General features: G+C 71.6%; 23 protein-coding genes and 6 pseudogenes. 14 read left to right on the top strand and 15 right to left on the bottom strand.

Features of this window, described 5'->3' with window-relative positions:
* Nucleotides 1-224: 224 nt before the first annotated feature.
* The 3 genes from HEP81_RS37135 (at nt 225) to HEP81_RS37125 (ending at nt 3,591) form a co-directional block, all read left to right on the top strand.
* Nucleotides 225-575, top strand: a complete 351-nt coding sequence (locus tag HEP81_RS37135) for a TetR family transcriptional regulator (RefSeq protein ID WP_157854552.1) — start codon at nt 225-227, stop codon at nt 573-575.
* 701 nt (nt 576-1,276) lie between these two features.
* Complete coding sequence (locus HEP81_RS37130) at nt 1,277-1,606, top strand: hypothetical protein (protein WP_154823931.1); 330 nt, start codon at nt 1,277-1,279, stop codon at nt 1,604-1,606.
* Nucleotides 1,607-1,728: 122 nt separating this feature from the next.
* On the top strand, nt 1,729-3,591 hold the full coding sequence (locus tag HEP81_RS37125; protein ID WP_037661337.1) for an ABC transporter ATP-binding protein: 1,863 nt from the start codon (nt 1,729-1,731) through the stop codon (nt 3,589-3,591).
* Between the two features lie 215 nt (nt 3,592-3,806).
* On the opposite strand, the gene HEP81_RS37120 is transcribed toward HEP81_RS37125, so the two are convergent.
* From HEP81_RS37120 to HEP81_RS37105, 4 genes are all read right to left on the bottom strand, one after another.
* On the bottom strand, nt 3,807-4,712 hold the full coding sequence (locus tag HEP81_RS37120; RefSeq protein ID WP_037661183.1) for a class I SAM-dependent methyltransferase: 906 nt from the start codon (nt 4,710-4,712) through the stop codon (nt 3,807-3,809).
* 83 nt (nt 4,713-4,795) lie between these two features.
* Nucleotides 4,796-5,902 carry an NAD(P)-dependent alcohol dehydrogenase gene (locus tag HEP81_RS37115; protein ID WP_037661185.1) on the bottom strand — a complete coding sequence of 369 codons (1,107 nt, stop codon included), beginning with the start codon at nt 5,900-5,902 and terminating at the stop codon, nt 4,796-4,798.
* Nucleotides 5,903-5,904: 2 nt separating this feature from the next.
* Nucleotides 5,905-7,308 (bottom strand): aldehyde dehydrogenase family protein, encoded by a 1,404-nt coding sequence (locus HEP81_RS37110; RefSeq protein ID WP_037661187.1) that lies wholly within the window; start codon nt 7,306-7,308, stop codon nt 5,905-5,907.
* A gap of 8 nt (nt 7,309-7,316) precedes the next feature.
* Nucleotides 7,317-8,072, bottom strand: a complete 756-nt coding sequence (locus tag HEP81_RS37105) for a (5-formylfuran-3-yl)methyl phosphate synthase (RefSeq protein ID WP_037661338.1) — start codon at nt 8,070-8,072, stop codon at nt 7,317-7,319.
* A 307-nt stretch (nt 8,073-8,379) separates the two neighbouring features.
* Between HEP81_RS37105 and HEP81_RS37100 the strand changes: the two genes are divergently transcribed.
* A complete protein-coding gene (locus HEP81_RS37100) occupies nt 8,380-9,645 on the top strand; it encodes an oxygenase MpaB family protein (protein ID WP_037661189.1) in 1,266 nt (421 codons plus the stop codon).
* A 170-nt stretch (nt 9,646-9,815) separates the two neighbouring features.
* On the opposite strand, the gene HEP81_RS37095 is transcribed toward HEP81_RS37100, so the two are convergent.
* A complete protein-coding gene (locus HEP81_RS37095; RefSeq protein ID WP_078967619.1) occupies nt 9,816-10,355 on the bottom strand; it encodes a GNAT family N-acetyltransferase in 540 nt (179 codons plus the stop codon).
* Between the two features lie 77 nt (nt 10,356-10,432).
* Between HEP81_RS37095 and HEP81_RS37090 the strand changes: the two genes are divergently transcribed.
* The gene (locus HEP81_RS37090) at nt 10,433-10,822 is read left to right on the top strand and encodes a VOC family protein (RefSeq protein WP_037661194.1); all 390 of its coding nucleotides are present in this window, start codon (nt 10,433-10,435) and stop codon (nt 10,820-10,822) included.
* Here the strand turns inward: HEP81_RS37090 and HEP81_RS41895 are convergent.
* Nucleotides 10,815-11,280, bottom strand: a pseudogene (locus HEP81_RS41895) (hypothetical protein). The gene HEP81_RS37090 and the pseudogene HEP81_RS41895 sit on opposite strands and share 8 nt — an antisense overlap.
* An 85-nt stretch (nt 11,281-11,365) precedes the next feature.
* On the opposite strand from HEP81_RS41895, the gene HEP81_RS37085 reads away from it, so the two are divergent.
* Complete coding sequence (locus HEP81_RS37085) at nt 11,366-11,719, top strand: hypothetical protein (protein WP_037661196.1); 354 nt, start codon at nt 11,366-11,368, stop codon at nt 11,717-11,719.
* A 67-nt stretch (nt 11,720-11,786) separates the two neighbouring features.
* Nucleotides 11,787-12,224 (top strand): annotated as a pseudogene (locus tag HEP81_RS42805) (AMP-binding protein); the annotation flags it as partial.
* A gap of 23 nt (nt 12,225-12,247) precedes the next feature.
* Here HEP81_RS42805 and HEP81_RS37075 read toward each other — a convergent pair.
* Complete coding sequence (locus HEP81_RS37075) at nt 12,248-13,231, bottom strand: quinone oxidoreductase family protein (protein WP_037661199.1); 984 nt, start codon at nt 13,229-13,231, stop codon at nt 12,248-12,250.
* A gap of 127 nt (nt 13,232-13,358) precedes the next feature.
* Between HEP81_RS37075 and HEP81_RS37070 the strand changes: the two genes are divergently transcribed.
* The 4 genes from HEP81_RS37070 to HEP81_RS37055 all read left to right on the top strand — a co-directional run bounded on the left by HEP81_RS37070 (nt 13,359) and on the right by HEP81_RS37055 (nt 16,269).
* Nucleotides 13,359-13,697, top strand: coding sequence for an ArsR/SmtB family transcription factor (locus HEP81_RS37070; RefSeq protein ID WP_037661201.1), 339 nt, complete (start codon nt 13,359-13,361; stop codon nt 13,695-13,697).
* A gap of 117 nt (nt 13,698-13,814) precedes the next feature.
* Nucleotides 13,815-14,270: a flavodoxin family protein gene (locus HEP81_RS37065; protein ID WP_037661202.1), complete on the top strand. Its 456-nt coding sequence runs from the start codon at nt 13,815-13,817 to the stop codon at nt 14,268-14,270.
* A 44-nt stretch (nt 14,271-14,314) separates the two neighbouring features.
* Nucleotides 14,315-15,154: a PhzF family phenazine biosynthesis protein gene (locus HEP81_RS37060; RefSeq protein ID WP_037661205.1), complete on the top strand. Its 840-nt coding sequence runs from the start codon at nt 14,315-14,317 to the stop codon at nt 15,152-15,154.
* Between the two features lie 227 nt (nt 15,155-15,381).
* The gene (locus tag HEP81_RS37055; protein ID WP_037661207.1) at nt 15,382-16,269 is read left to right on the top strand and encodes an NAD-dependent protein deacetylase; all 888 of its coding nucleotides are present in this window, start codon (nt 15,382-15,384) and stop codon (nt 16,267-16,269) included.
* 103 nt (nt 16,270-16,372) lie between these two features.
* Here HEP81_RS37055 and HEP81_RS37050 read toward each other — a convergent pair.
* Nucleotides 16,373-16,753 (bottom strand): annotated as a pseudogene (locus HEP81_RS37050) (GNAT family N-acetyltransferase); the annotation flags it as partial.
* A 404-nt stretch (nt 16,754-17,157) separates the two neighbouring features.
* On the opposite strand from HEP81_RS37050, the gene HEP81_RS37045 reads away from it, so the two are divergent.
* Nucleotides 17,158-17,361, top strand: coding sequence for a cold-shock protein (locus HEP81_RS37045; protein WP_037661210.1), 204 nt, complete (start codon nt 17,158-17,160; stop codon nt 17,359-17,361).
* 100 nt (nt 17,362-17,461) lie between these two features.
* Here HEP81_RS37045 and HEP81_RS37040 read toward each other — a convergent pair whose 3' ends face one another.
* The 7 genes and pseudogenes from HEP81_RS37040 to HEP81_RS37015 form a co-directional block, all read right to left on the bottom strand.
* A complete protein-coding gene (locus HEP81_RS37040) occupies nt 17,462-18,067 on the bottom strand; it encodes a hypothetical protein (protein WP_051850518.1) in 606 nt (201 codons plus the stop codon).
* A gap of 205 nt (nt 18,068-18,272) precedes the next feature.
* Nucleotides 18,273-19,036: pseudogene (locus HEP81_RS37035) on the bottom strand (alpha/beta fold hydrolase).
* 150 nt (nt 19,037-19,186) lie between these two features.
* Nucleotides 19,187-19,438, bottom strand: a pseudogene (locus tag HEP81_RS41890) (helix-turn-helix domain-containing protein); the annotation flags it as partial.
* 385 nt (nt 19,439-19,823) lie between these two features.
* Entirely contained in the window at nt 19,824-20,552 is a 729-nt protein-coding gene (locus HEP81_RS37030; RefSeq protein ID WP_106980034.1) for a restriction endonuclease, read from the bottom strand.
* Nucleotides 20,553-20,698: 146 nt separating this feature from the next.
* Nucleotides 20,699-20,914 (bottom strand): annotated as a pseudogene (locus tag HEP81_RS42800) (hypothetical protein); the annotation flags it as partial.
* Between the two features lie 317 nt (nt 20,915-21,231).
* Nucleotides 21,232-21,585, bottom strand: coding sequence for a VOC family protein (locus HEP81_RS37020; RefSeq protein WP_037661214.1), 354 nt, complete (start codon nt 21,583-21,585; stop codon nt 21,232-21,234).
* A 68-nt stretch (nt 21,586-21,653) separates the two neighbouring features.
* The gene (locus HEP81_RS37015) at nt 21,654-22,247 is read right to left on the bottom strand and encodes a TetR/AcrR family transcriptional regulator (protein WP_037661217.1); all 594 of its coding nucleotides are present in this window, start codon (nt 22,245-22,247) and stop codon (nt 21,654-21,656) included.
* Between the two features lie 89 nt (nt 22,248-22,336).
* On the opposite strand from HEP81_RS37015, the gene HEP81_RS37010 reads away from it, so the two are divergent.
* The gene (locus HEP81_RS37010) at nt 22,337-23,464 is read left to right on the top strand and encodes an FtsX-like permease family protein (RefSeq protein WP_037661219.1); all 1,128 of its coding nucleotides are present in this window, start codon (nt 22,337-22,339) and stop codon (nt 23,462-23,464) included.
* Complete coding sequence (locus HEP81_RS37005; protein WP_037661221.1) at nt 23,461-24,135, top strand: ABC transporter ATP-binding protein; 675 nt, start codon at nt 23,461-23,463, stop codon at nt 24,133-24,135. Before HEP81_RS37010 ends, HEP81_RS37005 begins: the two co-directional genes overlap by 4 nt.
* The last annotated feature ends 19 nt before the right edge of the window (nt 24,136-24,154 follow it).

Genomic DNA, 24,154 nt, shown 5'->3' with positions numbered 1-24,154 from the left:
CGCGTGTCACCAACGTCCCGGGACAGCACACCTAGGTCCCGAACAGGTGGCCGACACCGTCCTGGCCCGCCTCGGAGTGGCCGGCGGCGGCCGCGACGACGTGGCGCTCGTCGTGGCCCGGCTCTAGGCACTGTCCGGGCGGGGCACCTACGGGATGGATGAGAAGGGTGGCCATGGCGAGGCAGAACGCGGATCAGCGGCGAGAAGCGGTACTACGGGCCGCCGTGACGCAGCTCGGTCGCTGTGGACAGGACCGCGCGTCGACGACGGCGATCGCGCAGGGCGCCGGAATCCCGCAGGGCTACCTGTTCCGTCTGCTCCCCAGCAAGCGGGCCCTGTTCCTGGCGGCCGTCGAGCGCGCTTTCCGGGCGACCGAGGCCGCTCCGCGCAGTTCCGCCGACGGCTCGGGGGCGCTGGAAGACGCCGAATGCCAGGAGATCGCGCGGCGGGGCTTCGTCCGGCTCTGGCGCACGGTGGCCGAGCTCACCAGGCGCCGACGGCGGAGGTCCGGTCGGGGAGGGGGCGTCCCCACGGCGCTTCGGCCCCACGGGCAGACGCTGCGATCGGCCCCGTGATCACGGTTCCTGTGTGCGGCACACAGGAATCCGCCCCGTAACACCCCCGTCCCGGCAGCGGTCTACGACCTGGGCAGCTGAAGCGCGGCTCGCGCAGAGGCGTCAGGCTGCCGCATCGGCAGCGGGCTTGTCGAGAGAGCGGGCAACGCCATTCCGCCCATCACGTGTTCGAGTTCACGCAATATGCTCGTCGCGGCGTCCCGGACGCGCGCAGGTACATCGCCACGCTCCGCGACAAGTTGGTGGTAGATCGGAGCGTCCTGAAACATGGGGTCCCTTCCCGTAGTGATCATGACTGGTACGGGCGCCGAGTCTAAGGGCTGTGCGCACTCGGCCGTGCCCGACGGCGGAACGGTGACCGATTACGCCGAGTCCGCAACCGCGGCCCGCGTACCCGTCCGGAAGGTCGGTCCCCGACCCCGTCGCCGACATGGATGGGGACGAGAAGACGCCGCGGTACTTCACGGAAATGGGGCGCCGTCCGCTCGGACACCGCTGAGATCCTCGTCGTACGCGGCGCCGTAGACGCGTTGCCTGGCTGCGCGAATCCCCGTCCGCCGGCCGGTATTCCGAAGGCCGTGGATCCCACCCCCCACCAGGTCGTGATCGACCTCACGCCGCTTTTATGCCCCGCGTCACCGTCCGCGGCGGCCGTCTTCCGCCCATGCGGACGGGACCGAGTGGGTCGTACGACGGCCTGTGTGACCACCATCGGCGTTTCGGCCACCCCGGAGTTCGCCGACCGGCTCGCCCCGGCAAGGGTCGATGTATCCGGCACGAACGCCTATTCGCCTGGCGCCGGGATTTCCACCACGTCCGAAAAACGTGTGTTCGAGACAGGTGCCCTTGTCGTTGATCCCGGTGACCCGTTCCCGTTTCCGGAGGCCACCATGGACCGCTTGCCCAATCCTCACACCGTCCTTCCGCCCGCTCCAGCCATGCCCGGCCCGCTCGCCCTCACAGCGACGCGGGCCCGGCGCGCCGTCGAGTCCGTCCGTGCGGCATGTCCGGATACGAGGTGGGAAGCATGAGCAGGGCCACCGATGAATCAGCCGACCGCGTGCCCGAGCCGCGCACCGCCCCGACGCCGGAGCCCGTCAGCCCGGAGGAGCGGGAGACCCCGCCCCCGCCGGAGTCCGGCGGCGAGCCGCGGATGCGGTACGTCGACCTGACCGGCAGCCGTGAAGCGGCCGGCCGGTCGATCCGGCTGCGTGACATGGGCCGGCGGCTGCCGCAGTTGGTGCGCCGCTCATTGGCTCTGGCCTGGCAGGTCGACCGACCGGCGACCATCGGCCTCCTGCTGTGCCAGGCCACCGCCGGCGTCATGCAGGCCCTCGGCCTGGTCGCCATCAGCGGCACCCTCACCGCGCTGCTCACCAGCGATGACGTCTTCGACCGCCTGCTTCAGGCATGGCCGTCCGTCGCCCTGCTGGCCGGTGCCGCCGGTGCCCGCGCGCTGCTCGGCATCACCGTCAGCTGGCTGTCCTCCCGGCTCGGCCCGCTGATGTCACGCGAGGCCGAGCAGCAGCTGCTTCTCGGCTGCGCGGCGGTCGAGTTGTGCGCCTACGACGACCCCGAGTTCAACCGTGCCCGTGAGGCGGCCGACCGTGGAGCGCAGGTCACCGGGGACCTGATCGACGAGGGGCAGGACCTGATCGCCTCGGCCGCCTCCTTCGTCGCCGGAGCGCTCGTGCTGGCCGGGGTGAACTGGCTGCTCCTGCCGCTCCTCATCGCGGCGAGCCTGCCACAGGCCCTGGCCCAGATCAGTGCCGCGCGGGTGCGATACCTGGCGAATCTGCGCAGCAACGGCGACCTGCGCATGTTGTCGGTGCTGCGCTGGCACATCTACAACAGGGACGCCGCCGACCAGATCCGCGCCGGCACCATGGCGCCGTTCCTGTCCGGCCGGTACCGGGAGACGGTCGCCCGGATCAACCGCGAGGACCGGACCGCGGCCGACAAGGGCGCCCGTATGTCCCTCGTCGGCGCGTTGTGCGGCGGGCTGGGGTCCGCCGTCGTGTGGGCGGCGGTCGTGCTGCTGCTGGCCGACGGGCGGATCAGCGTCGGTCACGCGGGGACGGCCGTTTTCGCCCTCCAGATGGTCGGCCAGTCGGTGCGCGGTCTGGTGGCGATCGGTGCGCGGGCCGTGCGTACGGGGCTGTACATGGACGACTGGAGCGACTTCCTGGAGCGGGCGGGCGGCTTCCGCATGCGCCGGGGCTCGCACCGTCCCGAGCCGCCGAGGACCATCGAGGTCAAGGCGGTCACCCACCGCTACGCGGGCAAGGACCGCGATGCCCTGTCCGATGTCTCACTGACCCTGCGCCGCGGAGAGGTCACCGCCCTGGTCGGCTTCAACGGCTCGGGGAAGTCGACGCTGTCCAAGCTGATCAGCGGTCTGAACCTGCCCACGGCCGGGGAGGTTTTGTGGGACGGGAAGCCCGTCGGCGAGGCCGATCCGCAAGATCTGTGGCGGCAGGTGGCCCTGGTGCCGCAGGACTACGCGCACTGGCCGCTGACCGTGCGCGAGAACGTGAACCTGGGGCAGCCCACGGCGCGCGGTGATGCCGCGGTACGGGAGGCGTGCGAGGCCGCCGGCGCGGACGAGGTGGTCGACCAACTCGCCTTCGGTCTGGACACCCTGCTGGCGCGCGAGTGGCTCAACGGCGAGGAACTCAGCGGCGGCCAATGGCAGCGCATCGCGTTGGCCAGGGCCTTCTTCCGCGAGGCCGGGCTGCTGGTCCTCGATGAACCGACCGCGAATCTCGACCCCCGCGCCGAGTACCGCATCTTCCGGCGTCTGCGCGATCTGGCCCAGGACCGCGTGGTGCTGCTGGTCACGCACCGGATCACCAATGTGGCCGTGGCCGATCGGATCGTCGTCCTCGACGAGGGCAGGATCGCCCAGCAGGGGACCTACCAGGAGCTGTCCCAACAGGCCGGTATGTTCCAGCAGTTGCTGTCCTACCAGGTCACCGCGGACGCGGCCGGCGAACAGACCGGGACCCGCACATGAGCCACACCGACACCGCTCCAGCCCGTACCGCCGCCATGACCGCGCCCGCGGCCCCGCCCGGCTTGCCCATGTCCCGCTCCGCCACCGCGGGCCCAAGTCGGCGCCCTGGTGATCGAGGTCGTCCTGAGGGCCCCGGCGCCCTCGCGCATCCCGGCGAGGCGGCGCGGTCGGTCCCGGCCAGGTCGCCGTCGCCGCCCACGCCCGGCCGACTGGGGTCAGAGCCGGGCCTTGTCCGCGAACACCCACCTGTTTCCCTCCAGCGCGTCGTTCGGCTCGGGGAGCGGGCCGCGGCCGTGTCGGTGGGTGAATTCGAAGGGGGTGTGGACCGAGGTGGACCAGCCCTTGGCCGACAGGTGGCCCACCGAGTCGGGGCGGGGCCCCTTGTCGAAGAGGTGGAGCAGGTCGATGCCGATCTGTTCGCGCGTCGCCGTGTAGATCGCGCTGTCGCGGTACTGGAGCAGGTCCTTCTCCAGCTTGGCCTCGTAGGCCAGGGCGCTGCCCGCCACGCTCAGCCGGTCCACCATGTCGATGAGGGAGGTCTCGGCGGGGCTCGGCAGGTAGAAGAGCAGCCCCTCGGCCAGCCAGACGCTCGGTACGGTCGGGTCGAAGCCGGCGGTGGACAGCGCGGTGACCCAGTCGTCGCGCAGATCGACCGGCACGGGGACCCGCTTCGCCCTCGGCGTGGCCGACAGATCCGTGAGCACCTGGTGCTTGAACTCCAGCACGCCCGCCCGGTCGATCTCGAAGACCACGCAGTCGGACGGCCAGTCCAGCCGGAAGGCACGCGTGTCCAACCCCGCGCCCAGCAGCACCACTTGGCGGGCGCTCGTACGGACCGACCGGAGGAGGAAGTCGTCGAGGACCCTGGTGCGCAGTCCGAAGTAGCGGGCGAACCGCCCCCACAGCGGATCGTCGTCCCCCTCCGGGACCTGCTGGATGCGCACCGGCCAGTCCGCGCACGCTGGGGCGGCGCGCACGAAGGGTTCCGCGTAGATGTCCTGGGCCAGGCTGTCGTGGCGGTGGGTCTCGATCGCCCGTGCCGCGGCGACCAGGAGGGCGGTCAGGCCCACTCCCCCGTCCACGCCTTCCCCGTCCGTGTGCTGCGGCGCCGTACCGACCATGTTTCCTCCGTTGGCGGAAGTGGGAACTGCGAGGGGCCTGTCTGTCGGATGATGCGGTGGTGCCGCGCTGCCGTACGCCTCACTCATCGGCTTCTTCCCTCCGGGAGCAGGACGGGTTTGACCACGCGGCCCTCCTCGCAGTCGCGTTCGGCCCTGTTGATGTCGGACAGGGGGTAGGTGCGGATCAGTTGGTCGAAGGGGAAGTGTCCGGCCTGCCACAGCCCGGTCAGCCGGGGTATCAGGAGTCCCGGTACGGCGTCTCCTTCGCAGATGTGGCGGACGGCGCGCCCTCGGTCCAGGGTGCCGGGTTCGAGCGGCAGCGTGGTGGGGAGGCGTGCCACCAGACCGAGGGTGCCGGTGGGGCGCAGTGCGCGGAGTGCGTCGTTGATGAGCGGGGGCGAGGCCGTGGTGTCGAGCGCGTACTGCGCGCCGCCGTCGGTCAGTCGCCGGATCCGCTCGGGCAGTCCGGCCGCTTCGGCGGGCAGCGGGATCGCGCCGAGCCGTTCGGCCAGGGCCAGCCGTCGGGGGTGCCGGTCGACGGCCATGGTCAGCGTGCCGGCGGCGGTGGCCGCCATCACCGCGGCCAGTCCCACCGCTCCGGCGCCGAAGACCGCGAGGGTGTCACCGGGTCCCGCGCCGAAGGTGTTCAGCACGGCTCCGGCGCCGGTGAGGAAGCCGCAACCGAGCGGCCCGAGCAGTTCGAGAGGCAGCGCGGGGTCCACTCGTACGGCATTGCGGGCGGGGACGAGCGCGTACTGGGCGAACGAGGACTGGCCGAACCAGCGGGGGGCCAGCGCTCCCCCGGCCGCGTCGGTGAGCCGCGGCAGGTCCTCCTTGCGTCCGCCGAAGAGGTTGAGGGAGGCGAAGGAATCGCAGTAGGCGGGGGCCGCGCCACGGCAGTTGCGGCAGTGCCCGCAGGAGTCGAAGCTCAGTACGACGTGATCACCGACGCCGATCGCGGTGTCCGGGCCGCCGCCCGTCCGCACCACGACCCCGGCCCCTTCGTGGCCGAGCACCGCGGGCAGCGGGCTGCGGCCGGCCGATCGCCGTACCGCGAGATCGGTACGGCACATCCCGCAGCCCGCGATCTCGACCAGGATCTCGCCGTCGGCGGGCTCCGTGCGCAGGGTCACCTCCTCGATCGTGAAGGGGTTCTCGTACGAGCGCAGTACGGCCGCCTGGAACCGCATCGTCATTCCTCCCGCGGGCGGTGGACGACGAACGGGCGGAGGTTGCCGTAGAGCCCCCACGGTCCGCCCGCCACGCCGACGCCGCTGTTCTTGATGCCCGCGAAGGGCTGGGCGAGGGACAGTTCGGCATGGTGGTTGATCCAGGCGGTGCCGCATTCGAGGCGGTCGGCGACCGCCTCGGCCCGGTCGAGATCGGTGCCCCATACGGAGCCGCCCAGTCCGAAGCCGGTGCCGTTGGCCGCGTCCACGGCTTCGTCGAGGCTTCGGTACGGAAGGACCGGCAGGACCGGTCCGAACTGTTCCTCGGTCACCACCGCGCTGTCGGGCGGGACATCGGTGAGGATCGTGGGGGCGAAGAAGTAGCCCGGCCCGTCCAGGCGTTGGCCGCCGGCCGCGGCCCGGGCGCCGTCCGCCAGGGCCTGTTCGGTGATCTGTTCGACCCGAGCCAGCTGGGGGGCGTTGTTGACCGGGCCCAGCCGGGTGTCCGGGTCGAGACCGGGCCCGACGGCGACGGACTTCGCGCGCTGGGCGAGTGCTTCGACGACCTCGGCGTGCAGCCGGGCCGGGGCGTAGACGCGTTTGACCGCCATGCAGACCTGACCGCAGTTGCGGAACGCGGCCCAGAACAGCCGGTCCGCGATCCGGTCCACGTCGATGTCGTCCAGCAGCACGGCGGCGTCGTTGCCGCCCAGTTCCAGGGTGACCCGGGCGAGCGAGGCCCCGGCCGCTCGGGCGACGGCCCGCCCGGTGGGTACCGAGCCGGTGAAGGTGACATGGCGGATGCGCGGGTGGGAGGCGAGGCGGGCGCCGAGGGGTTCTCGGCCGGTGACGACGGTCAGGACGTCCTCGGGCAGTGCGGTGGCGAGGACGGAGCCGAGCAGTCGGGTGGCGAGGGGCGTGAACGGTGACGGTTTGAGGACGACGGTGTTGCCCGCCGCCAGCGCGGGTGCGAACTTCGCCGCCGCAAGCTGGAGCGGGAAGTTCCACGGCACGATCGCGGCGACGGGTCCAAGGGGCCGCCAGCGGACCTCGCTGTGCACGGGCCGGCCGTCGGTGATGCGTCGGGTCCTGGGGGCCAGGTCGGCGAAGTAGCGCAGGCGGGCCGCCGTACGGGCGATCTCGGCGTACGACTCGGTCAGAGGTTTTCCCTGTTCCCGGGTGAGCAGCCGGGCGAGTTCCTCGCCGGCCGTCTCCACGGCGTCGGCCGCCCCGCGCAGGGCGGTGGTGCGGGCGGCCGGGTCGGCACGCCAGTCGCGCCAGGCCCGGTGGGACCGGTCGACCACGGCGTCCAACTCGTCCGGCTGCTGGTCGGGGGCCTGATCGAAGGGCTCCCCGGTCGCCGGATTCACGACGGCGAAGCGCGCGTCCCGGCGGCCGGGGACGCGGTCGGGCTCGGTTGTCGGCATACCGGCGGTCAGTTCACGGCGGGGACGCCGACCGCGTGCTCCTGGGCCTGCCGGTCCATCTCGGCCCGGAAGGCGGCCACCAGATGCGGCTGAATCCTTCCCGCATTGCGGTCGCCACCCTCGCAGACCGCTCCGCGCACGCCCACGATGTCCGTGCCGATACGGGTCAGCGGGCCGAGGTCGGCCTGTTTGACGCTGCCCGCGAGCGCGGCGAGCCGACCGGATTCATGGGCCAGCCGGACGAACTCTGCGCAGACGTCCGGCGGAACATGGTCGAACAGCCGTGTCCCGTCCTTGATCGCGGTGTCGAGCATGGCCGCGTCGGCGCCGGAGCGGGCGGCGATGTCGGGTACGGCGAGCGGGTTGACGCAGCCGATGCGGTGCGCGTCCGCGTAGCCGGAGGCGACGACGAGCGCGTCGGGGCGGTGGTCCTTCACGGCCCGTACGACCCCGCGCATGACCTCGATGCCCTGCTCGGGTGTCGTGCATCCGTAGAGGCCGACCTTGATGTACGTGGCACCGGAGACGACCGCGCCGAGCGCCGCCTGGGCCACCGTGCCGGGCTTGTACGGTACGTCCCCCACGGTGGCGGACACCGGTTTGTCGGCCGGTACCGCGTCGCGGATCTCCCTGATGACCCAGGGGAAGTTGGCGCCGAGCGAGCCCTCGTCGGGCTTCTTGACGTCGACGATGTCGAGGTGTTCCGCCGCCTTCGCACAGTCGAGGGCCTCCTCGACGCCGTCCGGGGAGATGAGAAGCAACACCATGAGCTCCTTCCGCCGCAGGGCCGCCTGACCGAGGGTCAGGGGGTGCGGATCACCTGGTTCATGTGCGGTGCGCTCATCATTTCCGCCGCCCGTGGGCGCTGGTAGAGCGTGCGGGGTTCCTGCGGGGCGCGCGTGAGTGCGCGCAGTGCGCCGCGTGGACCGGCGTGAACCGGACCTGTCCAGCCGCGTGGGGCATGGACCCGCTCGGCTCCCGCGTGGCGCCCGGCCCTTGCCCGCTCCTGGCGCGGTTCCTTCCGGAAAACGCGGATTGTATGCGAACGAATATTCGCGTTACAACGGATGTATGACGCAGAGCAGCGAGGTCCGTGACGGCGCCCGCTTCCCCCGCCGCTTCCGGGAGGCCGAGGCACGCGGCCGCAAGATCGCCCGTGCGCTCTTCCTCTTCACCGACATCGGCAAAGAGGTCGACGAGGCCCTTATGGAACGGGTGGGCGACGCTCTCCTCCAGCGGGACGCGCTGGGCGCCGACCTCGCCGCGGCGATGCGGCTGCCGGCCGGAGATCCGGGCCGGGTCACGCACGCGCAGATCGGCCGGGCTCTGCGCACGCCGGACGTGTCCCGCGAGCTGCCGCCCGCGTTGCGGAAGTTTCTCGAACAGGCGAGGACCGTCCCCGAGTGGGTGGACTGGGACCGGGTCGAGCGCGGAGCCGCGGCGTACCGTTTCCTGGGCCGCAACAGCGGCGATGTGCTCACCCTGCTCTCCCTGATCGGCGGCTATCGCTTCGGCGGCCCGGCCGACCTGCTCGTACTGACCGGTGCCCTGTCGGACGGGACGACTCTGCGGCGCCTGGGCGAGACGACCAAGTGGTCCCATGCCGTCACCCGGGCAGGGGGCCTGCGCCCCGGTGCGGAGGGCTGGCGCCTCACGGTCCATGTGCGCGCCATGCACGCCCTGATCAACGACCGGTTCGAACCCCGCTGGGACACCGAGCGCTGGGGCCGTCCGATCAACCAGGCCGACCAGGCGGCCACCCTCGGGCTCTTCGACAGCACCGTGATCATCGGCTGCCTCGGCCTCGGAGTACGGCTGACCCGTGCGCAGCGCGACGACCTCATGCATCTGTGGCGGTACGTCGGCTGGCTGATGGGTGTCTCGCCGGACTGGCTGACCGATGTCGAGGACGTACGGCACCGCTGGAACTACCACATCCTGCTGGCCGCCGGCGGCCAGACCCAGGCCGGCCGGGACCTGGCCCGGCTGACTCTGGACGCCCAGGCCGAACGCGGCTTCGGGCACCGCGGTGCCGCCGTCGAGCGGCTCCACCAGCGCTACGAGCGGGCCCGGCAGGCGAGCATCCTCAGCGCGTTCATGGGGAGGGACGGCATGCGCGACCTTGGGCTGCGACGCCGGTTCCCCTGGGCGCTGCTGCTCGCTCTGGCGAGCAACACCTTCCGGTACCGGGTCCTCGGGGCGCTGCCCGGGGGCCGGGAACGGCTTGAGGTGCGTGGGGCGCGGGTGCAGGACCGGCAGCTGGCCTCGATGTTCCATGACGGCCGAACTGCCGACGTGGCCCTCCTGCCGGGGGCCGTGCGGGAGGCCGCCGCCTGAGGATCGGTCGCCGCTGGGGTGGCTGCTCCGGCTGCGGTCGGTGCCGGTTCCGGCGCCATCGCCTCCGGCGCTCCGGGGACCATCCCTCCTCTTTCGCCGGGCGGCGACGCTGGGCGGACGTCCACTCGCCGCGTGATCAGGCGCTGAGGTGCAATGTCGCGTACTCCGCCTCAACTCGACGGCGTGGCCGGGGAGCGCATGCCGAGCCATTGCTCGGCGCCCCAGGCCTCGAACCGCTCCACCTCGGTGAATCCCAGCTTGGCCGCGAGCCGCATCGAGCCGACGTTGGCGCTCTGGGTGGTGAGTACCACCGGCTCGCCGGGAAGCGCGTCTTCGAGCCAGCCGAGTGCCGCCGTGCACGCCTCGACGCCGTACCCGAGACCCCATGCCCGCGGCAGGAACATATAGCCGAGGTCGGCCTTCCCCACGGCGGCCGGTCGGCTGTGCCTCGTCGCTCGTCTGAGCAGGATCTGGCCGATCATCGATCCGTCGAGATCGACGACGAGGTTTCCGGGCCATCGCTCGGGCGTCTCGGGCATCTCGCGCTCGATCTCGTCACGCGGGCGGGGGCCGCCGAGGTAGGTGTGCACCTCTGGTGAGGCGAGCAGTTCGACGAACGCCGTACGGTCCCGGGGTTCGGGCTCACGGAGCACGAGCCTCTCGGTTCTGATCGGCTCGGGCGGCCACGCTATCTCTCCGAGATCCTCCATCCGCGCACGCTAACAGGTGGTCAGACCGGCTGACCGGCGGGGTGGATGTGCACCAGGCCCCCTGCGAGGATCACCGCATGTCGAACTCAACCATCAGGATCAACGCACTCATCGTCGACGCCATCGACCCGGAGCGGCTTGCCGCGTTCTGGTCCGCATTGCTCGGCAGGCCGATCGTGGGCCGTACGGGTCCCTACGTATGGCTGCGGCGCGAGAACGATCTGGGGCTGGGTTTCCAGCAGATCTCCGGGCCCAAGGTCGGCAAGAACCGTATGCACGTCGACGTCGGTTCAGCCGACCCCGCCGCCGAGCAGCGACGAATCGAGAGCCTCGGCGGACGCAGGCTGAATGAGTACACCGATGGCGGTTTTCTGGTGATGGCGGATCCTGAGGGCAATGAATTCTGCGTCATCCCCGAGGGCCCCTTCGAACTCGACGACGAAGGACGCGCGGACTACCTCAGCTGACCGCCAGTTCCGCCGTCCAGCCATGTCCGGGACGCGCACGCGCGAGCCACGCGCGGAGAACGTCGCGCCGCGCCTGGCTCAGCAGCGGGAGGATCCCCTCGAAGTCCGCCTGGTCCTTGGGGCGGGTCGCCTTCGCCTTGAACAGCAGGATCAGTTCGGGAATCAGATGGGGGATCCCGTCCGCGGTCCGCTCGATGATCGCGTCGTACGGCAGCCGCAGGCTCTGGTCCCGTCGTCAGATCCACGTCCCGCCGTCATGCGGCTCGCGGAAGACGTCCAGCAGGAACTGGCCACTCACCGGCTAGCCATGTCTGGTGCGTGGCCGCGAGTTCGTCGGCTCCGGCGTCCGCCCAGATCTTTCCCGAACCCACCGCGTCAAACGCGTACTCGGGGAAGCGGTCCCGAATCTCCGCGAACCCCGCCGCGGGTACCGCGAGTTCCACGATCTGTTCCAGCAACCCATTCGAGGGACAAAGCGCCTATCCAACTGTTTTCAGGGCATCGCTGGCATTGACCGATTCAGCATCCGAAAGAGAGATCCCAGTGTCTGCTCGCTCCCTCACGGCGGCCCTCGGCGCTGCCTGTAGTGCCCTTGTTCTGCTGCTGGCCGCGCCGGGTTCGGCATCGGCGGCGACCGGCCAGTTCCGCTACTCGTACACCACCGCCGAGGGATACGAAGCCGTCGGCTTCCTGAACAACCCCGCCAGCGGTGAATGCCTCAATCTGCATGGCCCCGGTTCCGAGCCGGGATCGGCAGGCCGGGCACCCAAGAACCGCACGGACGCCACCGCCACCGTCTTCCTCGGCCCCGACTGCGAGGGTGACGTCTACTACACCCTGCGTCCCGGCGCGGGAGCCGGTGACCGACTCCTCGTGCGGTCCGTCGTCTTCTCCTGACACCGGGCCCGCACCAACTCCCTTCCGGCCCCGTGTTCGTGAGGCCCTGCGCGAACGAGGCTTCGCCATGGCCCACGACACGGGGTCCCCCGATCGCAGAGCTCCGCGGGCAACCAGGTCGATCGCGCGGCCGTCCTCAACGACGGGTCATCTCAAGGGGGGCCACCCGGTGGTCACGCACGCCGATGTCCTCAAGCCGCTGCCGGAGCTGCTCGGGGATCACGCTCGTCGCCTCGGGGACAAGGTCTGTTTCCAGGACCGGTTCAGGCGCCTGACCTACCGGGAGCCGGAAGAGCGGACCGCACGGCTGGCCGGTCACCTGGTCGGGCTCGGTGTGGCGCGCGGTGACCGGGTGGCCGTGCTGCTCGGCAACCGTGTCGAGACGGTCGAGAGCCTGCTCGCCATCACCCGCGCGAGCGGCATCGGCGTGCCCCTGGACCCGGGGAGTTCGGAGGAGGAGCTGGCCCGCCTGCTCGTCGACAGCGGGGCGCGGGTGCTCATCACCGACGAGGCATGTCCTGCCCCCGCTCACCCCACTCGAACGACGTACTTCCCGGCCCCTGCGCCCTCGGCCATGAGGTCATGCGCGGCCGGGACTTCCGCCAGTCCGGGGATCTCGGTGACCGGCAGGTCGAGGCGGCCGTCGGCGAGCAGGTCCAGCACCCGGCGGATCGCCCGCGCGACCTTGGCCGGGGCGCCCGCCGCCAGGCCCTTGTGGCTGAAGCCGGTGAGGGTGAGATTCCCGGCGAGCAGCCGGCCCGCCGGTGGGAGGGCGTCGATGGTGCCGCCGCCCGCGTTGCCGAAGAGCACGATCCGTCCGCCGGGCGCGGTGACATCGAGGTCGAGCCCCAGAGCCTCGGTGCCCAAGGGGTCGAGGACGAGATCGACGCCCCGGCCGTCCGTGGCGCCGAGAACCGCCTCGCGCAGCGCCTCGCCCCGAGGGAAGACGGCGTCGTAACCGGCCTTCAGTGCTTCCTCCGCCTTCGTGGGACGGCCCACCGTGCCGATCAGCCGGCCGCCGCCCAGCGCGGGGACCAACCGGGCGATCGCGGTGCCGATCCCGCCGGAGGCCGAGTGCACGAGCACGGTGTCCCCCGCGGTGAAGCGGCCCGCGTCGGTGAGCAGCAGCATGGCCGTGGTGAGCCCCAGGGGTACGGCGCCGGCCTGCCGTAGGTCGGCTCCGGGCGGGACCGGCACCGTGAGGGCCGCCTCGGCGACAACGACCTCGGCCAGTCCCCCGCCCACGGGGGCGGCCACCACCCGGTCGCCGACGGCAAGCCCCGCGACCCCCTCGCCGATCGCGCGTACCGTGCCCGCCACCTCCTTGCCGGGCAGGTACGGCCAGGCCGGGACATAGCCCGCGTCACCCCGACGGGCCATCACATCAACGAAGTTGAGCCCCGCGTAGGTCACCGCCACGGACACCTGACCGGCTCCGGGCCGGGGCTCCGCGATCTCCCGGATCTCCGAGTTCTCCGACCCACCCGGTGCGGTCATGACCAGTGCGCGCATACCGAACTCCCCCCAGTACGAACCCAGTACGATGTTCTACGAACGTCGAATGACGAACGATGCTCATGACACCACACTTATTCGATGAATGTCGAACTTCGATGAATGTCGAACATGGAGCCCGCCCATGGCACGCACCAGCCGCCGAGCAGCCCTCACACACCCCGAGCCCGAGGAGATCGACCTGTTCGACGTGTTGCACGCGCTCTCCGACCCCACCCGGATGACCATCGTGCACACGCTCAGCACCGAGCCCGAGCGCGCCTGCGGCACCTTTCCCGTGGATGTCGCCCCCTCCACCCTCAGCCACCACTTCAAGGTGCTTCGCGAGGCCGGCCTCATCCATCAGCGCGAAGAGGCCAATCGACGGCTCACCGCACTGCGCGCCGCCGAACTCGACGCGCGTTTCCCGGGCATGCTCGCGGCCGTCCTCGCCGCGTACGACCGCACACCGGAGGCCCGATAGGTCGGTCCGGGACGCGGTTCGTGCCCGCGGTGTGGGAGCCGTCACACTCGCGGGATGTCACATCCGACGCCGCCGCGCCGGTCCTTTCCACTGGAAGCGAGAGAAGGGATCGTGAGGATGAGGACCGTCATCGTGTGCACCTCCGTGTCGCACGGCAATACGCGTCGCGTCGCCGACAGCATGGCCCAGGTGCTGGGCGCGAGGGTCGTCTCCCCCGAGGAGGCCGACCCGACGGAGCTGGCCGACGCCGACCTGGTGGGATTCGGATCGGGCGTCTTCCACGGCAGGCTCCATCCCGCCCTGATGTCCTTCGTCAGGGCGCTTCCCACCGGGCGGGGCCGGGCGTTCGTGTTCGCCACCAGTGGGCTCCCGGAGATCCCGCTGATGTCCTTCACCCGTCCCCTGGTCCGACTCCTGGAAGGCAAGGGCTTCGAGGTGGACGGGAGCTTCTCGTGCCGGGCGTTCGACACATGGACGCCGTTCAAGCTCGTCGGCGGTATCAACAAGCAGCGTCCGCACACCGGGGACCTGGCCGCCGCGCGGGCGTTCGCCGGGCAACTGCGGGTCAGGTGAGGACACCTTTGACGACCCGATGACGGAGCGTCTACGTTCGCCCGATGGACATCCTGCGCTACGTGGCCTTCAGCAGCGACCCCCTGGGCGGGAACCCGGCGGGCGTGGTGCTGGACGCCGCCGGGATCGACGAGGCGACGATGGCCGCCACGGCGGCCGAAATCGGCTACTCGGAAACGGCGTTCACTGTCGCGCGGCCCGACGGGTCGCTCGACATCCGGTACTTCAGCCCTCAGGCAGAGGTCCCGTTCTGCGGCCACGCCACCATCGCGACGGCCGTCGCGCACGCCTCCCGGCACGGCGTCGGCCGTCTGCTGCTGCACACCGAGGCGGGGCCCGTCCCCGTGACCACCTCCACCGCCCCGGACGGTTCGGTGACGGCCACGCTGGTCAGCGTGGAGCCCCGTACGACGGACCTCTCCGACGCCGACCTCGCCGAACTCCTCGCCGCCCTGCGCTGGTCCGCGGCCGACCTCGACCCGGCCCTGCCGCCGCAGGTCGCCTACGCCGGTGCCTGGCATCCGGTCATCGCCACCGCCGACCGGGCCCGGCTGGCCGACCTCGATTACGACATGCCCGCGCTCAACGCCCTGATGGCGCGCCGGGGTTGGACGACGATCGCCCTCGTGTACCGCGAGTCGGAGACCGTCTTCCACGCCCGCAACCCCTTTCCGCCGGGCGGCGTCGTCGAGGACCCGGCCACCGGCGCGGCGGCCGCGGCCCTCGGCGGGTACCTCCGCGGCAACGGGCTCGTCGCGCCGCCCACCGTGCTGACCATCCACCAGGGCGTGGACCTGGGCCGCCCCAGCCTCCTGACGGTGGGGATCCCCGCGGATCCGTCCAGCGGCATCGAGGTGACGGGCACGGCGGTTCCCCTCTCCTGAACGGCCCGCGTCCGGCCGGCGCGGTTCCTCGCCGGCCGCGTGGACCGCGCGGACGTACCGTTTCCCGGCGTACTCGCTGTCGTTCCAGATGGCGGACTCGCCGTACGGGTCGGTGTGATCGAGGTTCCAGCGGACCCCCGTGATCCTCCGCCGCGCGATCGCCGTCCTGACCCGCCCGCTTCCCCATCGGGGGCGCGGTGCGCCCGGCGCCGTCCTAAGCTGCTGCTATGCGCATGCGTCCGATCGTCGGCCCCGTACCCGACACCGGTATACGTCCCGCCGGCGGGATGGACGAGATCGCCGGGCAACTGGCCGCCGGTGGGGTGGCGGTGCTGACCGGGGCCGGAATCTCCACCGAGTCCGGTATCCCCGACTACCGGGGGGTGACCGGGCGGCATCGGCGGCACTCCCCCATGACCTACCAGGACTTCGTCTCGGACGAGGAGAACCGGCGCCGCTACTGGGCCCGCGGCTATGTCGGGCGCCGTGCCGTCGCGAAGGCCCGGCCCAACGCCGGGCACCAGGCCGTGCAGGCGCTGCGCGCCGCCGGGTACGTCGATGCCGTGATCACCCAGAACGTGGACGGGCTGCACCAGGCGGCCGGGACGGCGGACGCCGTCGCCCTGCACGGCAGTCTGGACCGGGTCGTATGCCTCGACTGCGGGACGATCGGACCGCGCGACGAACTCGACGCACGGCTGCTCGCGGCCAACGGGGAGTTCCTCGCGGCGCAGGACGCTGCCGGGCTCCGGGTCAACCCCGACGGCGACATCGAGCTGCCGGACGACATCGTGCGCACGTTCCGCGTCGTACCGTGCGCGCGGTGTGGCGGTGTGCTCAAGCCGTACGTCGTCTTCTTCGGCGAGAACGTGCCCAAGCCTCGCACGCAGCGCTGCTTCGACCTGATCGACGCGGCCGACTCCCTCCTTGTCCTCGGGTCGTCCTTGGCCGTCCTGTCGGGCCTGCGATTCGTGCGACGCGCCGCCAAGGACGGCAAGCCCGTCTCCATCATCAACCTCGGCCCGACCCGCGGCGACGCCCTCGCTCACGCCCACGTGGCCCTACCCCTCGGCCAAGCCCTCACCGAACTGACCGAACGCCTGGGCATCGCCTGAGCAGTCACAAGGACGTGTGTACCGCTTGAGAGGCGCGTCGTACGGATCGGTCCGGGGCCGGGCGGGCTGTTGGAGCAGGTCGTCTGGCGGGCCGGGCAGCAGGTCATCGCAGTGACGGGCGCGGGTGGGCGGCCCAGTGCTCAGGGGCGGTGGGGCCGAGCAGCACCACGTCGTGGAAGTCCCCGGCCAGGAACTCGTGTTGGCGCAGTCGGCCCTCTTCGGAGAAGCCCAGTTTGCGGTAGAGCGCGAGGGAGGCGTCGTTGAAGGCGTGGATCTCGACTTCGCACTTGTGGTGGCGCTGTTCGGCGAACATGTAGGTGAGCAGGAGCTCGGTTGCCTCGGCCGCACAGCCCTTGCGGCGGTGATCGCGGGTGACGGCGATGCCCGTCTTGAATCGCCCCGCGCGGTTGTCGGTCTCGCCGACCGTCACGGTCCCCGCGAACGCGCGATCGGCCGGCGTCTCGATCACCAGCCGGAAGCGCGACCACGTCCAGCGAAGCCATCGGCGCGGCTTTCTCCGCCGCGGCCAGCACCTCGGCCAATCCGATCCGATCGAGCGTCACCTCGGCCTTCCTGCCTTTTCCTCTCCCCTTCCCGCTGGCTCCTCCGGCATCACGGGCGCCGGGCACGGTGTGCCGTTCACATGGGTCGTACACCGGTCCGTGTACCACGCCTCCGCTACGCCATCGCGGTCAAGATCAGCGATGTGCTCGGCGGGGCCGAACGGGGCGTGGAGCGGGTTATCCGTGAGGACGCCACACCGACTGCTGTGTCATGGGCCGGATAGGCGGCGCTGCTCGGGGTAGAAACGATGTCGGCTCCTGCTGCCAAGGGAGCCGGAGCGGCCCCGGACATGGGTGGCTCCCGGTATGAACGAAGGATCGATTGATGGCCAGCGGCACCGTGAAATGGTTCAACTCCGAGAAGGGGTACGGCTTCATCGCCCAGGACGGCGGCGGGGCTGACGTCTTCGCGCACTATTCCGAGATCCAGGGTGGTGGATTCCGCGAGCTCACCGAGGGCGAGCAGGTCACCTTTGACATCGGACAGGGCCAGAAGGGCCCCCAGGCCCAGAACATCGTCCGGGGCTGACCGGCCATACCCGTGACATTCCGGGGTGGCTGCCGTACGGCAGCCGCCCTTCACGGGTGAGGACCGCCCCGTCCGGGACTCCCGTCTGTTCCGCGGCCGCTCATTCGTCGGCCGTCTCGCAGGGGTCGCCGCGATCCGCCCTGGCCAGGGCCTCGGCGGCGCGGCTCCGGTAGGCGCGGAACCGGCGCAGGTACGACCGTGCCATGGGGCCCGGCGGGACGCCCCGGGCGAAGGCCCGCATATTGCGTTCGCCCGTGTTGTAGCCCAGGGCGAGCAGTTCGTCGCGGCTGTAGCGGCGTACGTGCCGGCGCGGAAGTCGGCGGTCGAGGTCCTTCAGGTGCAGCGCCGCCGCGTGGATGGCGAAGCCGGGATCGTCGCGCAGGTCCTGCCATCGCCCCGGCAGGTCGTGCGCCCGCCGTACCCGCTCGAACGTCGCACGGTGCATGTTGGCCACCCCGAAGGACGCCTCGGGCTTCCACCACTGCCACAGTCGCTCCAGCAGCGGATGGTGCGGCTTGTACGCCTCGTTGTGGAGCACCGTCATGACGAGCAGCGCAGACACTCCGGCTTCCTCGGCGCCGCGCATCACGGCTTCGGCGTAGTCGGACGGGTCGTAGGCACCGGGCCGTATCGGCGGCACCCGCACCTCGTCGCGATCCCCCGCCGAGGGCCCTTGCCCTGACTCCACCGTCGATTGCCGGGTCATCCGCGCCCATCCCTCCTGCCACCTTCGCCTCGGGCCGCCGTCCCGCGGACGGCGCGTCCATCGGCCTGCGGTGCGCCTTCCCGCCCGGCCCGGCCCCAATCCGGGCGGGGGCCCAGATGATGCGAGATGGCTCGGGCGGCGGCACCGGGGGTACGGCAACGCCGCAGCGCCCGATCGGTGGACCGGGCGCCGCGACCGCTCACCCTCAGGCCGCTGAGGTGTCCGCCCGGCCGAGGTGCCGGGCGAGGAACCGGACCGCGCTGTCGGCCTCGAACCCGGTCCAGTCGAAGTGCCTGCCCGCGTTGGCGTGCAGCGTCTTCTCCTTCGAGGCGAAGGCGTCGAACAATGCGAGGCCGGCCTCGCGCGGGATGCGCTCGTTGTCCCACTGCATGTCGAACTCGATCGGTACGGTGATCCGCTTCGCCGTCTCGGCCAGGGCGTCGGGCCAGTGCATGCCGAAAACCGCGGCCGTGATCCTGGGCTCGGCCGCCACCAGCGGCACCCCGATCGCGGTGCCCAGGCCGAGGCCGGTGTAGCCCACCGGGCCGTCGGCGCCGATCTCCGGGAGCTGCTGGAGGGCGTCCAGGACCGCCTGCCACTCGGGCACGGCGAGTTCGGCCAGGCGGGGTTGTACGGGACGACGATCGGGCCTTCCGGCTCGCCCGCCGCCTGTGCCGCGCGCAGCGCGGCGATGTCCCGTTCATCGTGCGCGGTGCGCGGCCGGTCGCCGTGACCGGGTGCGTCGATGACGGCGGCGTGGAAGCCGCAGCCGTTCACGAGGAGGCGGGCGCGGCCCGTCATGGCCGGCTCCTTCTTGTGCCTGCCGCCGCCGTGGCCCATCAGGACCAGGGGCGCGCGATCGCCGCCGGAGGCCGGCGACCAGAGAACCCCGGGGATGTCGCCCACGGTGAAGTCGCGCTCGACCATGCCGTCCGACGACGACTGGGCGGTGAAGTGCGGAGAACGCATACGTGGTGCCTTTCGGGAGTGCCTTGGTGTGGAGGCGCTCCCGGCGACACCTACGTCGATCGCCGGCCGTGACGGAAAAGGGGGAGCACCCACGTCGATACTGCGTTCATGGGTCTCACCTCCTCGGGCGGTGTCACGGTCGGCTGCAAGCTACAAGCCCGCTCGCCGTCCCGTCCAATCCTTTTCCCGGGGCCGCGTGCTGGGCCATGCCATGCCGTCGACGGCGAGGAGACGGCTCGTGGGCGTCGCCCCGGTAAACGCCATGATGCCCCGGCACAGATGGGACTGGTCGGCGTAGCCGCTGTCGGCCGCGACCCGGGCCGCGCCTTCGCCCGCGACCCGGCGGTGCGCGGCGTGGTCGAAGCGGACCAGCTTCTCGGCGCGCTCGGGCGGCAGCCCGAGCTACGAACGGGCCATCGCCGATGCGCGGCGTCTCGCGTCCGGGGCGGAGTCCGGCTTCAGCAGCTTCACCGGGACCTGCCTAGGGGTGCTGACCCTGCCGAACGTGTCCGATCCGGCGCGGCCGTCGGCGGCAGCACCAGCCTGGCCGTTCTCGGGGCGTACGGCCTCGCCGGCGAACCGGCCCGGGCGGACGGCGATCGTGAGTGGGGTTTCCCCGCCTACGAGTGGCGATGGCGGAACACGTACGGGCCGGCCCGGCGGTCGCCCTGAGCGCGGCCAAGACCCTGATCCCCACGTCCTGCCTCGGCGTGCGGGGTCTGGCCCGGGGCGCCGTCGACCTGAGCAGGTTCCTCCTGGCCTGGGCTCAGGCCTCTGGTCGCGGGCCTCAGGACAGGGCCGTCGGCCTACGAGGCGGCGGGACCACGCGGAGCAGCTCCCACAGCGGCCGCGAGCTGGATGCCCACACCCCGAGGGTGTGCCGGTCGACCGCATGGAGTCCCTGCTGCTCGGCGAAGGTCACGGCCGGGGCGGTGACCCTGCCGTTGGTCACGATGACCGCGACGTCGGCTCCGTGGACCTGGCGGGCGGTGCCGTTGAGGACTTGGAGGTCCGGAGTGCCCACGGCGGATCCGGCGAGGCCATTGCGCCGGTGTTTGCACTGGATCACCCAGCGACGCCCGTAGGGGTCGGTTGCCTTCACATCGGCGCCCAGGTCCCCGCCGCCCCCGACACGCACCGCGTCCCGGCAGCCGTCACGATGCATCAGATCCCGCACCGCGTCCTCGAATCGGGCATGGTGCAGGGCGTCCAGTTGAGCCAGCTCGTAGCGCAGACCGCGTGCGCGGACCGCTTCCCATCGCGCCCGCTGCTGCTTCTGGTAGAGCCAGACACCACCGGCCGACACTGCGAGCACCGCGACGACGGCCAGGACCCACCAGTGCGCCAGCAGCCAGTTGACGACGACCACCACAAGGCCCACGACCAGGACCGCAGCGATCAGGAGGCCGATCAGCCGATCTTCCGTGCGCTGCCGCCGCCTGCCCGGTCCGCGCGGACGCCGCCGCACCGGAGGGCGTCTGCCGGTCGCCCGGCTCCTGGGCGTACGGGGGCTCATCGGCCGGCCTCCGTACGACTCCGCAGCCGCCGGACGACAACGACCGCCACGAGCAGCGCTCGGTTCATGGTCAGCACCCGTCCAGACCTCCCCCACCGACCGGCAACCGCACGGGCATGGCAGGACGCCCACCCCGGCCTTCTTGTTTAGCGGCGGCCCGGTGATGTTGGAGGCGGGTTGCCCCCGAATGGCACAAAGCCATCGGAGCTGGCCGAATACCGCGCAGCAGGTCGGTCGGCGGGGTCGGTGACGCCCATGGAGGCCATGCTCTGGAGGGCGCCGGCCAGGGTCGCTTCCTGGAAGCGGTGGACGCGTGGGTCTTGTCCCGTACGTCCAGGGCGCGCGCGGTGGTCCTGGGTGGTGACGCCGGTGGGGCAGGTGTCGGTGTGGCAGCGCTGTGCCTGGACGCAACCGACGGAGAAACATCATCGCCCGGGCGACGTCGGCGTGGTCGGCGCCCTGGACCATGCGTTTGACGAGATCGGCACCCGGTGGCGATCTCGCCGCTCGCCAAGCCGGTGCCGGGCCCTCCTCCGGCATGGCCTTGGGAGGAGCCGGGCGGTCGCCAGGGACGCGAGCACACCCGAGGCAAGGATCGAGGGAACGGTGACGATGCGGGTGATCACTTGCTTCTTGCCGTACGCGCGCCCTCCGGTCCGACGGTCAGGTCAAGAGCACTTCAGGCGCGGCGGTGGCTCAGGACGTTGATCACGCGGCCGCTGGGATCGCGGACGAAGAAGCGCCGCACCCCCCACTCCTCGTCCCGCAGAGGGTGGACGATCTCCGCGCCACTGGCCCGCATGGCCGCGTAGGCCGCCTCCACGTCGTCCACCTCGATGCTCATGTCCGGGATGACCGGGGCGGTCCGGTCGGTCGATACGACGCTGATCTGTGCCGTCGGGGTCGACGGCGATGCGAGGGTCATCACCCAGCCGAGGTTCATGACCTCCTCGAAGCCCAGCAGGCCGTAGAAGTCACGGCTCTCCTCCGCCGCCGCGGAATGGATGACGGGCATGACACGACGGACGGTCATCTGCGACTCCAAGGATGATGGGACCGACAGGTACGAACACGAGGACGGCTACGAGAAGCTCCTGTGTACTACGGCGTGGCGGTGACTCCCCCGAGCGCCGCCACCGCCAGACGTACCGCCCGCTCCGTCACCGCCTCGTACGCGTCGCCCCCCTCCAGCGCCGTCGTCGCGGCGTTTACAAGGCCCTGGAGCAGGCGTGCCGTTCGGAGCGGGGCGTCGTCGCCGAGGTCCCGCAGGGTGGTCACGAGAGGGTCGAGCAGTGCGCGGTGTGCCGAGTCGGCGCCCTCGCGCAGGGCGGCCGCGTCCTGTGCGTCGGCGCCGGCGCGGGCGATGCGGTGCTCGCCGTCGCGGACCATCTCCAGTTGCGCGGTGACGTAGGCGGCGACCCGCTCCTCGGGGGAGTCACCAGCGGCGGCGAGGGCGGCGTGGATCCGCTCGGTCCAGCGCGGCGCGGCCTGGCGGACGACCTCGGTCAGGAGTTCACGGCGGTCGGTGAAGTACTTGTAGACGCTGTTGCGGGCCAGTCCGGTGCGGCGGGCGACCGCCGCGAACGTCACCTTGGAGGCGTCGCCCTCGGCGAGCAGTTCCCGTGCCGCGTCGAGCAGGGCGGCGCGCTGCTGGGCGCGGTGGTCGGCGACTGACGCGGCGTGGATCTTGGGCACACGGCCAGTCTAGGGACCCCACTTAGGGACACCGCGTCCCCATCTTCTATGTTGGGGACGCACTGTCCCTATCCTCTGGAAGGAACACCGTGTTCCTCGCTCTGCTGGAACTCAAGGCGGCCCGCGGCCGCTTCCTGCTGATGGGCAGCGTCGTCGTCCTCGTCGCCGCGCTCGTCGGGATCGTCTCCGGGTTCACCACCGGTCTCGGGGACGACACCGTCTCCGCCCTGCGCCGTCTGCCCGCCACCCATATCGCCTTCGCGGCGGGCACCGACTCCGACCAGTTCGCCCGCGGTCTGATCGACCGCCGGTCCGCCGACGGCTGGCGGCGGGAGAAGGGGGTGGAGGCCACCCCGCTCGGGGTCGCCCTCACTCGCGGCACCACCGATCGCCATGTCGAGGTGGACCTCGCCGCGTTCGGCGTGGTACCCGGGGCCTTCACCGACCCCGGGGCCGAAGACGGCAAGCCGCTGGATACCGCCGAACCGTACGGTGTCGTCGTCTCCCGCCAACTCGCGAGCGACGGCGTGCGCCTCGGCGACACCCTCACCGTCGACCGGATCGGCATCCGTCTGAAGGTCGTCGGCACCACCGGGCGCTCCTCCTACGGCCACGTCCCCGCCGCCTACGTCACCACCGACACCTGGCGCCGGATCCGCTTCACCACACCGGGCACCGACGCACGCCCGGGCGATCTCCCGCTCCAGTACAGCGCGATGGCCCTCAAGCTCCCCGCGGACTTCGGCGGGAAGAGGCTCACCGACGCCGACCACCGTCACCGCACCGCGACCGTCCCGCTCCAGGACGCCTTCGCCGCGGCCCCCGGCTACCAGGGCGAGCGTCTGACCATGACCTCCATCCAGACGTTCCTCTTCCTCATCGCCCCGCTGGTCGTCGGCGCGTTCTTCGCCGTCTGGACCGTCCAGCGCACCCCGGAACTCGCCCTGCTGCGCGCCATGGGCGCCTCGCGCCGCCGTCTGCTCGGCCACACCCTCGCGCAGGCCGCCGCGGTCGTCGTCGCCGGAACCGCGGTCGGAGCCGCGCTCGCCTCCGCCCTCGGCCTGTTCGTCGGCGAGCGGGTGCCCTTCAGCCTGCCCGCAACCACCCTCGCCGCCACCATGGCCGCCGTGGCCCTGGTCGGGCTCGCGGGCTCCGCCTTCACCCTGCGCCGTGTCACCACCGTCGACCCGATGACCATGCTGGGAGCCGCACGATGACCCTCTGCCTGGACGACATCACCGTCACCCTCGGTCGCGGCGCGTACCGCACCACCGCGCTGCGGTCGCTGTCCGCGGTCTTCCAGGAGGGCCTTCTCACCGCCCTCGTGGGTCCCTCCGGCTCGGGCAAGTCCACTCTCCTCGCCGTCGCCGGCGCCCTGCTCCGCCCCGACGAGGGCCAGATCCTGCTCGGCGGCACCGATCTGGCCGCGCTCAGCGACCGCGAACGGGCCCGGGCCCGCCGTACCCGCATCGGCTACATGTTCCAGAGCGGCAACCTGCTCACCGGCCTCACCACCGAGGAGCAGCTCCTGGCCGCCGCCTCCGTCGCCGGCCACCGGCCCCGGGCCGTACGGGACCGGGCCCGTGATCTGCTCGCCGAGGTCGGGCTCGCGCACCGGCTCAGGCACCGCCCCGACCAGCTCTCCGGCGGTGAACGCCAGCGTGTCGCCCTGGCCCGCGCTCTTCTCGTCCGGCCCGAGCTCCTCCTCGTCGACGAGCCGACGGCCGCGGTCGACCGGACCCGGGCCGACGATCTGACGCGTCTCATCGCGCGGACCACGCATGAGCACGGCTGCGTCACCCTCGTCGCCACCCATGACCCGGTCGTCGTCGAGGCGGCCGACCGCACGATCGTCATGCTGGACCACATGAGCGCAAGCACTGTCTGAGCTGACGGGGTGTCGGCCC

Source organism: Streptomyces griseofuscus, from assembly GCF_014673495.1.
Lineage (GTDB): Bacteria > Actinomycetota > Actinomycetes > Streptomycetales > Streptomycetaceae > Streptomyces > Streptomyces murinus.
Note: the sequence above shows the minus strand (reverse complement) of the source record. Positions and strands in the feature narration are given on the sequence as shown.

Bases quoted from the DNA above. Each gene is read 5' to 3' on its own strand.
- HEP81_RS37070 (WP_037661201.1), top strand. From the start codon at position 13,359: ATGGCACGCACCAGCCGCCGAGCAGCCCTCACACACCCCGAGCCCGAG.
- HEP81_RS37120 (WP_037661183.1), bottom strand. From the start codon at position 4,712: ATGGTCGGTACGGCGCCGCAGCACACGGACGGGGAAGGCGTGGACGGG.
- HEP81_RS37040 (WP_051850518.1), bottom strand. From the start codon at position 18,067: ATGACCCGGCAATCGACGGTGGAGTCAGGGCAAGGGCCCTCGGCGGGG.
- HEP81_RS37060 (WP_037661205.1), top strand. From the start codon at position 14,315: ATGGACATCCTGCGCTACGTGGCCTTCAGCAGCGACCCCCTGGGCGGG.
- HEP81_RS37115 (WP_037661185.1), bottom strand. From the start codon at position 5,902: ATGCGGTTCCAGGCGGCCGTACTGCGCTCGTACGAGAACCCCTTCACG.
- HEP81_RS37110 (WP_037661187.1), bottom strand. From the start codon at position 7,308: ATGCCGACAACCGAGCCCGACCGCGTCCCCGGCCGCCGGGACGCGCGC.
- HEP81_RS37065 (WP_037661202.1), top strand. From the start codon at position 13,815: ATGAGGACCGTCATCGTGTGCACCTCCGTGTCGCACGGCAATACGCGT.
- HEP81_RS37005 (WP_037661221.1), top strand. From the start codon at position 23,461: ATGACCCTCTGCCTGGACGACATCACCGTCACCCTCGGTCGCGGCGCG.
- HEP81_RS37125 (WP_037661337.1), top strand. From the start codon at position 1,729: ATGCGGTACGTCGACCTGACCGGCAGCCGTGAAGCGGCCGGCCGGTCG.
- HEP81_RS37100 (WP_037661189.1), top strand. From the start codon at position 8,380: ATGACGCAGAGCAGCGAGGTCCGTGACGGCGCCCGCTTCCCCCGCCGC.
- HEP81_RS37090 (WP_037661194.1), top strand. From the start codon at position 10,433: ATGTCGAACTCAACCATCAGGATCAACGCACTCATCGTCGACGCCATC.
- HEP81_RS37020 (WP_037661214.1), bottom strand. From the start codon at position 21,585: ATGACCGTCCGTCGTGTCATGCCCGTCATCCATTCCGCGGCGGCGGAG.
- HEP81_RS37095 (WP_078967619.1), bottom strand. From the start codon at position 10,355: ATGGAGGATCTCGGAGAGATAGCGTGGCCGCCCGAGCCGATCAGAACC.
- HEP81_RS37055 (WP_037661207.1), top strand. From the start codon at position 15,382: ATGCGCATGCGTCCGATCGTCGGCCCCGTACCCGACACCGGTATACGT.
- HEP81_RS37030 (WP_106980034.1), bottom strand. From the start codon at position 20,552: ATGAGCCCCCGTACGCCCAGGAGCCGGGCGACCGGCAGACGCCCTCCG.
- HEP81_RS37075 (WP_037661199.1), bottom strand. From the start codon at position 13,231: ATGCGCGCACTGGTCATGACCGCACCGGGTGGGTCGGAGAACTCGGAG.
- HEP81_RS37045 (WP_037661210.1), top strand. From the start codon at position 17,158: ATGGCCAGCGGCACCGTGAAATGGTTCAACTCCGAGAAGGGGTACGGC.